The sequence below is a fragment of the Nostoc sp. genome, assembly GCF_036917195.1.
Lineage (GTDB): Bacteria > Cyanobacteriota > Cyanobacteriia > Cyanobacteriales > Nostocaceae > Nostoc.
In genome coordinates this window covers 184,735-197,706 of record NZ_JBALDG010000020.1, presented here as the reverse complement: position 1 = coordinate 197,706, position 12,972 = coordinate 184,735, and the positions used below count along the sequence as shown (strand labels likewise).

Below are 12,972 nucleotides of genomic sequence, written 5' to 3'. Positions count from 1 at the left end.
GGGTTATGTTTTTGGTGTTTCATGTCAAGTTGGTTGACAAAACTTGCTGTAACTCATTGACTGTATTTACAGTTTTAATTGCCTGTTGAATTGTTTTTAATTTCTGCAAATCTGTAATTTGAGAGATTATCGGCATCAATTCTGAACCTTGATTGCCAAACTTAATTTCTAATGCCAATTCAATCCCTGAATATAACTCTTCTTTTCTTCCTCGCAGTTCTCCGCGTGCTTCTTTGCGTGCTTCTCCTTTGCTAAAAATTTATTGATACCAAGGCGACTGCTCTAAAAGTGCCATATCCCACCTCAGAATTTGTTGAACTATTGCACTATCTAATACAAAGGTAGCAAAAAATCCTAATACTGTTTCTAGTTGATTCAATTGTTCATCTGCACGTAATATTCGCAATGCGTCCCGAATCGTAGGCTCGTTATCACCTCCTTTAAGGATGGGTACAAATGGAAGTAGTGATGGTAATGGTTGTGCAAAGGCAATGTTTACATCGACTTCCCACAGGTTAATGACACGGTAATCTTGAATAGCACGTAAACCAGCAATATTTAATGCATAAATTGTCGGTATTTCAGCGTCACTTGCCTTGAGGATATTAATTAGTACTGGATACGTTGGCAAATTATATTTTTCTTCTGCAAGTGCTGCATAAGCACGCATTCTGCGGGGCATTTCTGGTTTATAACGCAGTTGTAATTCGTTAAGAACAAGAAACTTTCCGGGGACTTTCGACACGGATTAAAACATCACTTTCTCAAACTCGTGGGAAGTTTGTTTAGTCAAGCTGAACAGCAAGCAAAAGTCAACTCCAAGATGCAGCTAGATGAAATTGAGCTATCGGTAGAAATTAGTGCAGATGGGGAAGTTAAATTAATTGGCAGTGGTGTCAAAGCTGGAAGTAAAGGAGCTTTGACTTCCGCCTTGAGGTACTAGCTCATTTTTAACTGTTCTAATTTTTGTTTAATCAAAATTTCAACTTCTTCAATCTCAGTATTCGATTTTGGGATGTCAAAAGTCTCTGGAGACGCTTCAGATGTAAAGCGGTCAACAAAAGCACGAAACGCTGTTTTGTTGTCGGGGTAAGCAATGACAAAGGCTCTTAACTCGGTTTTGCTCATGCTGCTAAAGTCTGGCTCAATCACAAGAACCTCCAAAGACCATTGCGATAGATTTCTACCTCTATGTTATCTCCTGCCAAAATAAACACATTACCTGTTTGTTCATCAAGGCGGACAATGTAAATAGGAGTAAATGTATTGGTCAAAGATTGACATATTATGATACACCTGATGCCTTGTTCAGCAGTTGGCAAGATTTGTATACCTCATAACCGCATAGCTTGGAATCAAAATAGCAGATAAGGGGAAAATATCAAACCATCTCTGTTGTAAATTGATAAGGCAGTAATTCGTAGGTTGGGTTGAGGAACGAAACCCAACATTACCCATCACAATACTCAACGAGTTTGACAACATCCTTAGTCCATTTGCGATCGCACCCACCACATCCATTATCATTGGTGCGTAAGGTAACACATTATAGACATCGCGGCATTAATTAAAATCCTAAAATCTGGCTAATACCAATATCTAGTCCAGGTTAAAATTAAATATGCTCGTGAAAAATATCGTATTTATATTCAGAGCTACAACAAAATTAAAAGCTTATGACAACAAGCAGTATTAGACAGCAAATTTTAGAGCAGCTTAAAACGTTACCTGGAGAACAGGTGAAAACTCTCGTCTTAACATGGCTGACTGATTCATCCACTTCCTTAGAAGATTTTGAGCAGTTACTAACAAATCAACTTACTCAAACTCCAGAAGAATCATTTGAATCCGGTGAGATAGACACAGAATTAAATTTTCAACCTCTTACTGAAGTCCAAATGGTTCAACAGAGCCAATCTGCTCTCGAAGCTTACCGTTCCACAGGTTCAGGAATAGCCCATGATCGCGTGCGTGAATGGGCTGACAGTTTGGGAAGCGATCAAGAACGTCCATGCCCGAAATAGTTTGGACTGAAACTGCAATTGACGACTTAAATCGTCATTATGATTTTATAAAACTGAATAATCCTGATGCAGCAGTACGCGCAATACAAGCAATTGTTTCTTCAGGCGAAAGTCTAGAGCAGAATCCTCGTTGAGGTGCGATTGCAGATGAAATAGCAGGCTTGCGAAAACTTTTATTTTCTTTTGGTAAATACGGCTTTATAATTCACTACGTTCTTCTTGAGGATGATATTGTTATTTTACGCGTCTATCATGGGCGAGAGAATCGACCTCGTTAGTATTAATTTTCATGTTGAGAAGATTAGGCTACCTGCTCCCTCTCGACATCCTCAGCAATTACTGTAACCGCTTGCTCAACTCTTGAAGCAAACATTGGAAAAAGGAGAATCTGAAGCGATCGCCAGAGTTTGATTAGCTTTATATTAATTTTAATGGTGCGTTGACCTTTGTGACAACGCACCATTATCTAAAGAAACGACGAGTACAAACAATTACTTCACAGATGTCACTGTTTGGTTTACTACTGGACGTGGTTTTTTACGGTCTGACCTGCGCGTTCCACCAGCCATCTCATATTCATCACTATTTTTGCCATAGCGAGATGCAACATTCAACAGCATCTGCTCAGTATAAGTATTTAACTCACGTTCTGCTTCTATTAATGCATTGTGTGTCTTATCTACTATCGTTTGTGCTTGATTATAAGCGGCTAGCTTTTCTCGTAACTCAATTACTTTAGTGTTGTAAGTAGCAATTGAAAACCCATTGCTAAAGTCTAATTGAGAGTTAATTGTCTGCATTCCTTCAATCCGTCGTTCAGCTTTGGTCAGTGCTATGGAGTTTCGTTTGCGTTGCGTCATATAGTTTTCCTGTTTGGATTAATTTATAAATAACCCCAAATTTAAACACTGAGTTATTTATATATCATTAAAATACGCACTAAGCAGATGCAGCAGCCACAGTGAAGTTACAGAATTATAAAAGCATTGGATGGCATTAACCAACTAGATAGATGCGGGTATATTTGCTGAAATTCGTTGAGAAAAGCTGGTTTTGAAGTTGCAAAAGCTGGTTTTGAAGTCGCAAAAGCTGGTTTTGAAGTCGCAAAAGCTGGTTTTGAAGTCGCAAAAGCTGGTTTTGAAGTCGCGAAAGCTGGTTTTGAAGTCGCAAAAGCTGGTTTTGAAGTCGCAAAAGCTGGTTTTGAAGTCGCAAAAGCTGGTTTTGAAGTCGCAAAAGCTGGTTTGATGAAAGTTGTTCAAATAATTCCATAACGCTTAATTAGCTCAACAGAACAACCCCACGGATTTATCCGTGGGGTTGCGACTATTACCGCAAGGTGGAATTAAAATAATGCTTTTTAGCGCCGTGTGCAACTTTCTTTCAAACCTAACCCCCAGACTCTCTCCGTTTCGGGGCGCGGTGTACACACAAGTCGAATTACCCCCCTTAATCCGCCCGATGGATTGGGGGGAAACAATAAATCCAGTTCCCTCCCCTTTACAAGGCGATCGCAGGCGGGTTATGGGTGTCGCTTCCAGTTAGTGATAGGGAAAGAAATCCAATTCCCTCGCGTTTACAAGGCGATCGCAGGCGGGTTATGGGTGTCGTCGGAAACAATAAATCTAGTTCCCTCCCCTTTACAAGGCGATCGCAGGCGGGTTGTTGGTGTCGTTTCTAGCTAGTGATGGGGAAACAAGAAATCCAGTTCCCTCCCCAATACATCGGGGAGGGTTAGGGTGGGGTAAAACAGCACGGCGTAAATAAAGCAACTATTTCAAATCATTCAAAAGCCAGTCTTCTAAGCTTTTTGACTTTTTACTTTTGAATGCATGACTTCCGCCTTACGGTACTAGGTATATTTGCAAAAGTGAAATACCCGCCTAATAAACCAATAGTAACAACAGCTACCCATCGCATCGGTTAGAGGGGGATGAGACGAAGCACACTAAAAATTTATTTTTATAACTGAAAATTTTATTTTATTTATGTGTTAAGTAGCTTTCAGGATGTTATCTGTATAATCTATCATTCAGTTTAAATTATCGAATGTATAATCTATCATTCAGTCTTATTAATTATTGACCTCTGTTACTTATTGATAGGTTTAAATTTGGGGATTAGGGCATCTCTTTTTAAGACATAACATACCACTCACCTAGTAGTTATTTATTAACGAAATTTGAGAAGTTATGTAGGCATACTCTATCTGAGACACTACCTAAACTTCTACTTGAAAAATCATGAGCCATTATATGGATAGTTAGCACCTTTACAGCACTATCCGATGTCTCAAGACTTATTAAACTCCTTTCAAGAAGCATACAGCAATCTCGAACTGTTTCCGTTGATGGAACGGAACGAAATGGAAAAATTTAGAGTCGAATATGGTGATGATTTGATTGCAGACCTTAACCAATTAGTGGAAGATAGTCCGAATGGAGATGGCAAAATTGTCTTTACAGGACATCGGGGATGTGGTAAGTCCACTTTGTTAGCTGAGTTTAGCAGACAAATTGAAAATAAATATTTTGTAGTTCTATTCTCTATTGCTGACAAAATTGAAATGTCGGCCGTTAACCATATTAATATCCTGTTTGCGATCGCAGTTAATTTGATGACCGAGGCAGAAGCACGCAAAGTTGATATTCCGCAATCAACTAAAGAAGCTCTTTATAAGTGGTTTGCTACCCGCACTCGCACTGAAGAATTAAATTTACAAGCAGAAGCTAGTATAGGTTTTGACCTGTTAAAATTGATTAGCTCTAAATTAAAAGCTGATGCTAGCGTTCGGGATGAAATTAAGCAAGAATTTGAACGTAAATTATCAGATTTAGTTGCCAGAATTAATGAAATTGCCGCTCTAATTCAAACTGCAACTCAACAAAACGTTTTAGTAATTATTGATGATTTAGATAAACTTGACTTAGGAAGAGTTAACGAAATTTATCGAGATAATATTAAAGCTCTCTGCCAACCTAACTTTCAAATTATCTACACTATCCCGATCGCAGTCCTTCGGGAAACATTTCTCAGTACAATAATTACCACTGAAACTAACGACCAGGTTGTGGCGATGCCTGTATTAAAAATCTTTGAGAAAGGTAAAAATCGGTTCCCTAATGCCCAACCTCGCCTGGAAGCAACAAAGATTCTCGGTGAAGTTTTACAAAAGCGGATTTCCAGTGAATTAATCACAGCAGAAACTGCTGAAAAAATTGTCATTTCTAGTGGTGGTGTATTGCGAGAGTTAATTCGTATTTCTAAGGAATGTTGCCGCATTTGTTTGCGGATGATCCGGCGAAATCCATCAGCAGAAGTTATCATTAATGATAAAATTCTCCTTCAAGCAATCAATAAAATCCGCAATGATTTTTCCATCCGTTTAGGAAAAGCTGATATAGATATTTTGCAGAGTGTTTATGAACAATTTATGCCCAATGACCCCAAACAAGCAGAGTTTTTGGATTTGCTACATGGGTTGTATGTTCTAGAATATCGCACTGATGAAACTTGGTACGATGTTCATCCAATTATTATCGAAAGCTTAAAAAGACAGGGAGCTATTAATGTTAAATGAAGAATTCTTAGAGGACGAGGGAGAAAATCAAGATGCATATGATGATTTAATTGTTTCTATTGAAGCTCAAAAACGGGGATTAAATTTACTGATTGCAGTTTGTAATGATGCAAACTTTCGTGATGAAATTATTGCCCAGTATGAAGCTGAACTACAACCCGCTTTCCGTCCATATCGAGTGACTTTAGCACGTCAGGAACCTAGCCTCAAAGCTGTTCTTAACCAACTGGTACAACAAGAAGAATATCTTCGTCAGCGTAACCAGGCGGTGATCACTGTGACGGGTGCTGAACAACTTTATTTTCTCAGATTGGGAAAAGAGCAATCAGAACAGGAGAAATTTTTTGGTTACTTACAGTGGACAAGAGAAGGATTGCGCGAGTTTCCTTTTGCGATCGTGCTTTGGGTAACTAACCAAATTTTAGTCAACCTGATTAAAAAAGCCCCTGACTTTTGGAGTTGGCGTAATGGTGTATTCCGGTTTGAATCTAAAAAGACGAATGCTATTCCTGGTAAAGAATTAGAACATATACGGTTTGTTTTTAGAGACACGGAATTAGCTAGCACAGATACTAATCAAGATAACTCCTTTTTCTTACCCATCCAAGATTTGCAAGGATTAATTGAGAAAGTAGAACAGGAGCGGGGAACTAAAGATCCCAGCTTGGCTACCTTATATTCAAGGTTGGGTGATATTTATCGCAGCAGATTAGATCGGGGTGAATCTCAAAATTATCAAGAAGAACAGGAATTAGCAATTAAGTATTGGCGTCAGGCGAGTGAATTGCAAAATGAATTAGGTTTGCAGATAGACTTAGCTACTAGCTTCAACAATTTAGCAGGACTATACCGTGCAACAGGACGCTACAACCAAGCAGAACCACTATATCAACAAGCTTTGGAACTGACGAAACGTCTTTTGGGAGACAACCATCCTTCTTTTGCTACTAGCCTGAATAATTTGGCGGGACTTTATAAATCTACTGGACAATATAGTAAAGCGGAACTCCTATATCAACAAGCTTTGGAACTGAGGAAACGCCTGTGCAAAGAAAATCATGCTGATGTCGCCGCCAGTCTCAACGATTTGGCATTACTATATGATGAACAAGGACGTTATGACGAAGCAGAACCTCTGTATCTACAATCATTAGAACTAGAAAAAAGTCTGCTTGGCGAAAATCATCTTTCTTTCGCTCATATACTGAATAATTTAGCGCTACTTTATTATCATCAAGGACGTTATAGTGAAGCTGAACCGTTGTCGCAACAAGCAATAGAACTAGATAAGCGATTTTTCGGAGAAGAGAATCCTTATGTTGCAACAGATTTGCACAATTTGGGATTGATATACCGCGCTCAAGGACGTTACGATCAAGCCGAATCTTTATTTTTGCAATCATTGGAACTCAAGCAGCGTCTATTGCAAAAGGCGCATCCACTTTTAGCAGATACTATCTATGCTCTTGGTTATATGTACAGAGAGCAGGGGCGTTACAATGAAGCGGAACCCTTATGTGTAAAAGCCTTAGAACTTGATAAGCTTTTGTTAGGAGAAAATCATCCCAATGTTGCCGAAAGTCTCAATAATTTGGCAGAAATTTATCGTGAAACTGGACGTTATGGTGAAGCGAAACCGCTTTATTTGCAAGCTTTAGAAATTTGTGAACGAGTCTGGGGCGTCAATCATATTCGTAGTCTCAATATTCGTCAAAATTTAGAAAAACTTGCCGTAGCAATGCAGAATAATGGAGAGTGCGATGTCTTGTCTACGACACGCTGCGCGAACGACAACCCCTTCGGGGAACACATTGCATAGAGGAAAAATATTATTTAGGGTTAAGCTAAACGCTAAAATACAATAAAAAAATTGGATATTTTCATTTTGAGACTCTAATCTAGAGATAGCAAAATGGCTAAAGATGTTTTCCATCAACAGGTAAAAAAAGCATTAATCAAAGATAAATGGATAATTACTCACGACCCTTTTACAATTCAGATTAGTGAAGCAATTAAACTACAAATAGATTTAGCGGCTGAAAATAGCCATTGCCGCAGAACGTAATACAGAGAAAATAGCTGTCGAAATTAAGAGTTTTACTGCAGATTCAGATATTAGTGAATTTCATACTGCACTCGGACAATATCTCAATTACTGTCAAGCTTTAGAAGAACAAGAAGCAGACAGAGTGCTTTATCTAGCCGTTTCTATCGAAACATATCAAGACTTTTTTCAACTTTCTTTTGTCCAACGCGCCCTTCATCGTTTCCAAGTTAAGTTGATAATTTACGACCCAAAACACGAGGAGATTCGGCTATGGATAAAATAAAATGCTATCGACAACTTATCAAACAAATATTGAGCGAACATCAACAAATTGCATCTAATTCTGATACTGTCAAATCACAATTAATTTTAGACAATGAAAATGACCATTATCAACTAGCTTATGTTGGTTGGCAAGGAGACAAACGGGTATTTGGCCCTGTAATACATTTTGATATTCAAAATGGAAAAATATGGATTCAATATAACGGTACAGAAGAGTCTGTTGCAGAACGATTGGTTAAGTTAGGTGTACCCCCTTCGGATATCGTCATTGGGTTCCATTCTCCTTTTAAACGCCAATTTACCTCCTATGCTGTCGAGTGAATGTGAACAAATATTTTAGGACTTACGCAGCGATAATTGGTCATTGCGAGCGAAGCGAAGCAATCCCAGTCTTGACGAGATTGCTTCGCTTCGCTCGCAATGACGGAAATACGTTACCTTTACGTAAGTCCTGTGTTTTCAACTCAAGTGATGAATACATGAATATTCGCCCAAAATAATCGATACCAATACTTCCCCATAGCTCCCCGACTTCTTAGAGAAGTTGGGGAACTGAATGATGTGTGGTAGAAAGTGCGATTGCACCAAATAATCATGTAATGGGACAAAAATCTTCAACCGACCGAGGCAATATTTAGGTAGAAGGTGCGATTGCACCAAATAATCATGTAATGGAAACTGCGTAGGCGTAGCCCCCCGCAGGCATCGCTAACTAAGTTCTATCAACTTGTAGGCTGTATACTGAGGTTTACCATCAGAATTGGGTTTTGTAAATTTCAAGTTTAATGCTACCTAGCATTATCAATTAGATTATGCTGTACTAACGAACCCCGACGAAACCAGCTTGCTCAATTGCCTTTTGCCCCTGGTCAGTTAATAAAAGATTGGCATAAGCATTTCCAATCTGCTGTTCCCGACCTTTGTTTTGCTTAATAATCACAGACAAGTTAGCGATAATGGGATAGCTACCATTTTTGATAGCCTGAGTATTTAGCTGGTTGCGCCGACGTGGACATTGCTCAGGCGACACCATCGGTTCCCGATAGGGGGGAATTAGCTGACTAGAAGTGCTACCCAATGGCAAAGCCTTCACACTACATTGAAATACTACTGAACGCGCAGAAGCGTAATAGACACCACCAGGGGTTTTACTGAGTTGGCGCACTGCCTCTGTAGTAGAGTAGACATACTGCACATTAGAGCCAAATGCTTGCCCCTTCAAGTCGCTGTTGCTAGAGAATATTACTGTATCTGCGTCCTCTGGTCGTTGAGATAAAGGTGTGATGGGCAGGTTTGGCCCACCTATTTGATTCCAGTTAGTAATTTTCCCCAAATAAATCTGCTGCAATTGATCAACAGTTAAACCAGGTACATTGAGTGATGGGTTGACTACCACTGCTATCCCATCCTTACCCACCGGACTTTCCTTAAGGGTGAAGCCTTGCTCTTTTGCAATAGCTTGTTCTTCATCAGTAAGAGGACGGGAAGATTGAGCAAAGTCTAGTTTCCCATTAAGCAACATCCGAATGCCCGAGCTAGAACCAGGGCTACCATTAACAGGGTCTACGTAGCGCAATTGTAGTTCAGGGCGAACGCTTTGGATCTGAGAATCTACCAATTGCCGAATGGATGCCCAAGCTGTACTGCCTCCATAGTTAAATGAGGCATTGGGGACATTAGCAACTGTCTGAAAAGTTGATCCAGTACTAGGAAGGGTGTTACTAGAGATGGCGTTGGAACTTTGATTGGAGGAATCAACGCTGCTGCGGGACAATAAGTTCGGCTTCAGGAACCACCAAAGCAGTCCCCCAATAACTATAACTGTCAGCACTTTACCAATAATCAAACCTCTAAGAAAGAGGGCTATTTCACTGTTAATTAAAGCTTTTTTTTGGTTTGTATTGTCCATTAGTTTCAAATATTCTTTATTATATTTATCCTACAGGAATCTATAGATATTTAGGTTAAAAGCAAATCTGAAATAAGCCAGTTAATAGGCAGTTTGATGAGTGCTGGTAGATAATTCACTCTTTTTAATGTATTGAGATTCAATTTATTTTTTGGTAGTTTTTGCAATGGGGGAATTGCTTTTATAGACTCCTCTGTTAACTGCTAATTTGACTGCGATGCTATTCAGATTAACGTTAGTGAACCGTCGCTCAATAAATTTTTCTATAAAATTATTTAATTGAGTAGGTTGCTTTGGAGGCGATGTCCCTGTATTAATAAATGTATAGATTAAAACTAATACTATCAAACTAGTGATAGCACCAAGCCCTATTCCCAGCAGCAAAATAAAATTTCTATAAGTTAGCGAATAGCTATCATCAGTATTTTGGTTTATGCCAGCAGATTGTGAAGACTGTGACAACACCAGATCAGAATTAAGCGCTTGCAAAGCTTCTACGGCAGTCTGGTAACGCTGGTTATAGCGATCGCGAACCATTGTATCTAAAATATTTGCAAGACCATCACTTACTTGTGCTTTATCGCGCCAGATAACTTCTCCAGTATTAGGATCATCTTGGAGTTGCTCAGGTATTAAACCTGTCAAAGCTTGAATGGCAATCATCCCTACTGCATAGATATCGCTGCAAAGTTTTGGCTTTCCCTTAGCCTGTTCGCTTGGCATATAGCCAGGAGTCCCAACAGCAATTGTTAAGCCTGCTCCCAAAGCACCAATTTTCTTAATACTCCCAAAGTCAATTAGCACAATCTTCTGATCGGAGTGCCGCCGCATTAAATTTTGCGGCTTGATATCCCGGTGAATAATATTGTGTTGGTGGACGAAGGCTAGCACTTCCAGCATGTCTTTTAATAAATTTAAGACTGCATTCTCGCTAAGACACTGACCTGATACAATTTCTTGAGTCAAGGCATGACCGTCAATAAATTCCTGGACTAAATAAAAATCTCCATCTTCATTAAAATGGGCAAACAATCTAGGAATTTGATCATGAGCGTTGCCTAGCTGGTATAAAACTTCCGCTTCCCGATCAAATAGACTTTTAGCGATGGGTAGAACAGCAGGATTGGGATCTTTTGGGTGGAAATGTTTGACAACACAATAAGGTTGTCCTGGTAAATCCAGGTCTACCGCTAAGTAGGTATCACCAGAACCTCCGCTTCCTAAGTGTTTGACAATCTCAAAGCGATTCCGAAGTGTTTTTCCAGCAAGATAGTATTGATGTCTGTTACGTCTAGCACTTGCCAACAAGTAAGTATTACCATATCCTCCGCTTTTGTGCAGTTTGACAGTCTCAAAGCGACTCCGGAGTGTTTTTCTGACTAGAGGGTTCTGGCTCATATGGTGTCTACTACTTGTTAATTTGCTAACCATTCAGAGCTTGGGTGAGGTTATGAATACCTGCTGCTAGATTTGTTGGTATTTGAGGCAGTGAGCTTTTCATACAATCTATGCTTTGGAGCAGTTTTGTAGTTTGCCGCTTGATTAGTTCATTTAATACCTTTATAGGTATCTTACATATAAAATTTCTTTCTGGAATAGTTTAAAAATTTTATCACTTAAGTAAGTTTAACACTAGTTCACAGTATTTATAACTGCGACACGAAGACAACATTCAGGAGCCAGGAGATTTATTTATTGGAGTTGAGACTAATTCTATCCATTAAACCGCTAAACCCTTATCCAGAAAGGCTTTAATGATTTTTATTAATGATTGAAATTATAAGTCGATAACCCTTGTCACATAAGGGTTGTAGCCTTAAAATTCCAATTTAGTCTCAACTCCAGGATTTATTTATTTTAACTGTTGGGTCTGATTACTGACAAAACCTTGAACAGTGGAATTTAAAGCTACAAATATCCCTTCCGGTGTCTACCACAATTTTGTTACCAGATTTTAGTCATTACTAACCGCGATCGCATCGTCAGATCAACGTGATTTCGACAAAACTAAAAAAGAGCAGGTAAGTTCTTGAGCTAAATATCGAGTGATGGTTTTTAAGGCAAATAAGTATTAGTTGTCAATCACTGAGATATCAAGTTACAGGATATTAACTAGTTATTCAATAATTTCTTCAAAATATCCAACTTTTCCGACTTTTCCCACTTTTTACTCGCGTCTGTATCACTTACAATAACTCAGTTACATTTAGCAAAACTTTTAGTGGGAAAAGTCTAAGCTGGTTTTAATGTATTTTTCGTAAATAAATAACGGTTTAGATAACTTCCGAGATATTTAATCTTTTAGAAACTGTCTTAATTTAGGTTTTGCTGCCAGCCGATAGATAAAACAATGTGACATCAGAGCAGCTAACGGCAACGGTAGCGTTATGTTAATAAAAAAAGCCCCCGAATGGGGGCCTATTAACTTGTTAGCGTGGAGTGAACAACTAATAATTAATACTCACAGTAGATACAGTAATCCGAACAAAATAATCCAAATCACGTCAACGAAGTGCCAGTAGATTTCGGCTGCTTCAATGCCAAAGTGCTTTTCGTTACTGTAGTGACCCGGAACGCGCGATCGCCATAACACAGCAACAATTGCCAAAACGCCGATGGTAACGTGCAATCCGTGGAAACCAGTCAAAACGTAAAATGCACTGGCAAATAAATTGGTAGTTAAACCAAATTGTAAATGGGTATATTCATATACTTGACCCACCAAGAAAATAGCACCCATTGCAGCAGTAATTGCTAACCAGATTCGCGCACCTCGCGCATCGTTCTTTTTGATTGCAGTGTCAGCATTGTGCATGACAAAACTACTAGAAATCAGATTGATGGTGTTGACTCCAGGTAGCAATAGCTCTAACTCTGGGGTACCTGCTGGGGGCCATGCAGGTAAGGTAGCACGGAAAGCCAAGTAGGCTCCGAACAACCCCATAAAAATCATCCCTTCAGCAATCAGGAAGACAATTAGCCCAAACAGGCGATGGTCTGGATGTTCTTCGTGATGAGCGACGGACGCTTCCACCGCGTGGTGATGATTTAGTTCGGTTTTAGCTGGGTCAATAGTTTGACTTTGCATGAATTTTTAATGCCTAGAGGAGAAGGGGGAGTGGGGAGTTAG

At 39.2% G+C, this 12,972-nt stretch carries 14 protein-coding genes and 2 pseudogenes; 9 read left to right on the top strand and 7 right to left on the bottom strand.

Annotated elements, in window-relative coordinates; all coding sequences use genetic code 11:
* Positions 1–19: 19 nt before the first annotated feature.
* Positions 20–764: pseudogene (locus V7K40_RS06945) on the bottom strand (Rpn family recombination-promoting nuclease/putative transposase); the annotation flags it as partial.
* Between the two features lie 17 nt (positions 765–781).
* Between V7K40_RS06945 and V7K40_RS06940 the strand changes: the two are divergent.
* A complete protein-coding gene (locus tag V7K40_RS06940; RefSeq protein ID WP_334957981.1) occupies positions 782–943 on the top strand; it encodes a hypothetical protein in 162 nt (53 codons plus the stop codon).
* On the opposite strand, the gene V7K40_RS06935 is transcribed toward V7K40_RS06940, so the two are convergent.
* Complete coding sequence (locus V7K40_RS06935; protein ID WP_334957979.1) at positions 940–1,152, bottom strand: hypothetical protein; 213 nt, start codon at positions 1,150–1,152, stop codon at positions 940–942. The genes V7K40_RS06940 and V7K40_RS06935 overlap by 4 nt on opposite strands.
* Positions 1,149–1,274 carry a hypothetical protein gene (locus tag V7K40_RS06930; protein ID WP_334957977.1) on the bottom strand — a complete coding sequence of 42 codons (126 nt, stop codon included), beginning with the start codon at positions 1,272–1,274 and terminating at the stop codon, positions 1,149–1,151. The genes V7K40_RS06935 and V7K40_RS06930 overlap by 4 nt, the downstream gene beginning before the upstream one ends.
* 402 nt (positions 1,275–1,676) lie before the next feature.
* On the opposite strand from V7K40_RS06930, the gene V7K40_RS06925 reads away from it, so the two are divergent.
* Both V7K40_RS06925 and V7K40_RS06920 read left to right on the top strand, forming a co-directional pair.
* The gene (locus V7K40_RS06925; protein ID WP_334957974.1) at positions 1,677–2,024 is read left to right on the top strand and encodes a hypothetical protein; all 348 of its coding nucleotides are present in this window, start codon (positions 1,677–1,679) and stop codon (positions 2,022–2,024) included.
* Positions 2,012–2,158, top strand: a complete 147-nt coding sequence (locus V7K40_RS06920) for a type II toxin-antitoxin system RelE/ParE family toxin (protein ID WP_334957972.1) — start codon at positions 2,012–2,014, stop codon at positions 2,156–2,158. Before V7K40_RS06925 ends, V7K40_RS06920 begins: the two co-directional genes overlap by 13 nt.
* 357 nt (positions 2,159–2,515) lie before the next feature.
* Here the strand turns inward: V7K40_RS06920 and V7K40_RS06915 are convergent, their stop codons facing one another.
* Positions 2,516–2,884: a hypothetical protein gene (locus tag V7K40_RS06915; protein ID WP_334957970.1), complete on the bottom strand. Its 369-nt coding sequence runs from the start codon at positions 2,882–2,884 to the stop codon at positions 2,516–2,518.
* A 177-nt stretch (positions 2,885–3,061) separates the two neighbouring features.
* On the opposite strand from V7K40_RS06915, the gene V7K40_RS06910 reads away from it, so the two are divergent.
* The 6 genes and pseudogenes from V7K40_RS06910 (at position 3,062) to V7K40_RS06885 (ending at position 8,254) form a co-directional block, all read left to right on the top strand.
* Positions 3,062–3,295 carry a hypothetical protein gene (locus V7K40_RS06910; RefSeq protein WP_334957968.1) on the top strand — a complete coding sequence of 78 codons (234 nt, stop codon included), beginning with the start codon at positions 3,062–3,064 and terminating at the stop codon, positions 3,293–3,295.
* 96 nt (positions 3,296–3,391) lie between these two features.
* Complete coding sequence (locus V7K40_RS06905; protein ID WP_334957966.1) at positions 3,392–3,706, top strand: hypothetical protein; 315 nt, start codon at positions 3,392–3,394, stop codon at positions 3,704–3,706.
* A 602-nt stretch (positions 3,707–4,308) separates the two neighbouring features.
* Entirely contained in the window at positions 4,309–5,601 is a 1,293-nt protein-coding gene (locus V7K40_RS06900; protein WP_334957964.1) for an ATP-binding protein, read from the top strand.
* A complete protein-coding gene (locus tag V7K40_RS06895; protein ID WP_334957961.1) occupies positions 5,591–7,420 on the top strand; it encodes a tetratricopeptide repeat protein in 1,830 nt (609 codons plus the stop codon). The genes V7K40_RS06900 and V7K40_RS06895 overlap by 11 nt, the downstream gene beginning before the upstream one ends.
* A gap of 93 nt (positions 7,421–7,513) precedes the next feature.
* A pseudogene (locus V7K40_RS06890) lies at positions 7,514–7,931 on the top strand (XisH family protein).
* A complete protein-coding gene (locus tag V7K40_RS06885; RefSeq protein WP_334957959.1) occupies positions 7,919–8,254 on the top strand; it encodes a XisI protein in 336 nt (111 codons plus the stop codon). Before V7K40_RS06890 ends, V7K40_RS06885 begins: the two are co-directional and overlap by 13 nt.
* A gap of 499 nt (positions 8,255–8,753) precedes the next feature.
* Here the strand turns inward: V7K40_RS06885 and V7K40_RS06880 are convergent, their stop codons facing one another.
* From V7K40_RS06880 to V7K40_RS06870, 3 genes are all read right to left on the bottom strand, one after another.
* Complete coding sequence (locus tag V7K40_RS06880; RefSeq protein WP_334957957.1) at positions 8,754–9,842, bottom strand: substrate-binding domain-containing protein; 1,089 nt, start codon at positions 9,840–9,842, stop codon at positions 8,754–8,756.
* A gap of 144 nt (positions 9,843–9,986) precedes the next feature.
* Positions 9,987–11,240, bottom strand: coding sequence for a serine/threonine-protein kinase (locus V7K40_RS06875; protein WP_334957955.1), 1,254 nt, complete (start codon positions 11,238–11,240; stop codon positions 9,987–9,989).
* A 1,063-nt stretch (positions 11,241–12,303) separates the two neighbouring features.
* Positions 12,304–12,930, bottom strand: coding sequence for a heme-copper oxidase subunit III (locus V7K40_RS06870; RefSeq protein ID WP_334957953.1), 627 nt, complete (start codon positions 12,928–12,930; stop codon positions 12,304–12,306).
* Positions 12,931–12,972: the final 42 nt, after the last annotated feature.

Excerpts from the sequence above, each read along its gene's own strand:
- V7K40_RS06925 (WP_334957974.1), top strand. The coding sequence starts at position 1,677 with ATGACAACAAGCAGTATTAGACAGCAAATTTTAGAGCAGCTTAAAACG.
- V7K40_RS06920 (WP_334957972.1), top strand. The coding sequence starts at position 2,012 with ATGCCCGAAATAGTTTGGACTGAAACTGCAATTGACGACTTAAATCGT.
- V7K40_RS06915 (WP_334957970.1), bottom strand. The coding sequence starts at position 2,884 with ATGACGCAACGCAAACGAAACTCCATAGCACTGACCAAAGCTGAACGA.
- V7K40_RS06900 (WP_334957964.1), top strand. The coding sequence starts at position 4,309 with ATGTCTCAAGACTTATTAAACTCCTTTCAAGAAGCATACAGCAATCTC.
- V7K40_RS06895 (WP_334957961.1), top strand. The coding sequence starts at position 5,591 with ATGTTAAATGAAGAATTCTTAGAGGACGAGGGAGAAAATCAAGATGCA.
- V7K40_RS06885 (WP_334957959.1), top strand. The coding sequence starts at position 7,919 with ATGGATAAAATAAAATGCTATCGACAACTTATCAAACAAATATTGAGC.
- V7K40_RS06880 (WP_334957957.1), bottom strand. The coding sequence starts at position 9,842 with ATGGACAATACAAACCAAAAAAAAGCTTTAATTAACAGTGAAATAGCC.
- V7K40_RS06875 (WP_334957955.1), bottom strand. The coding sequence starts at position 11,240 with ATGAGCCAGAACCCTCTAGTCAGAAAAACACTCCGGAGTCGCTTTGAG.
- V7K40_RS06870 (WP_334957953.1), bottom strand. The coding sequence starts at position 12,930 with ATGCAAAGTCAAACTATTGACCCAGCTAAAACCGAACTAAATCATCAC.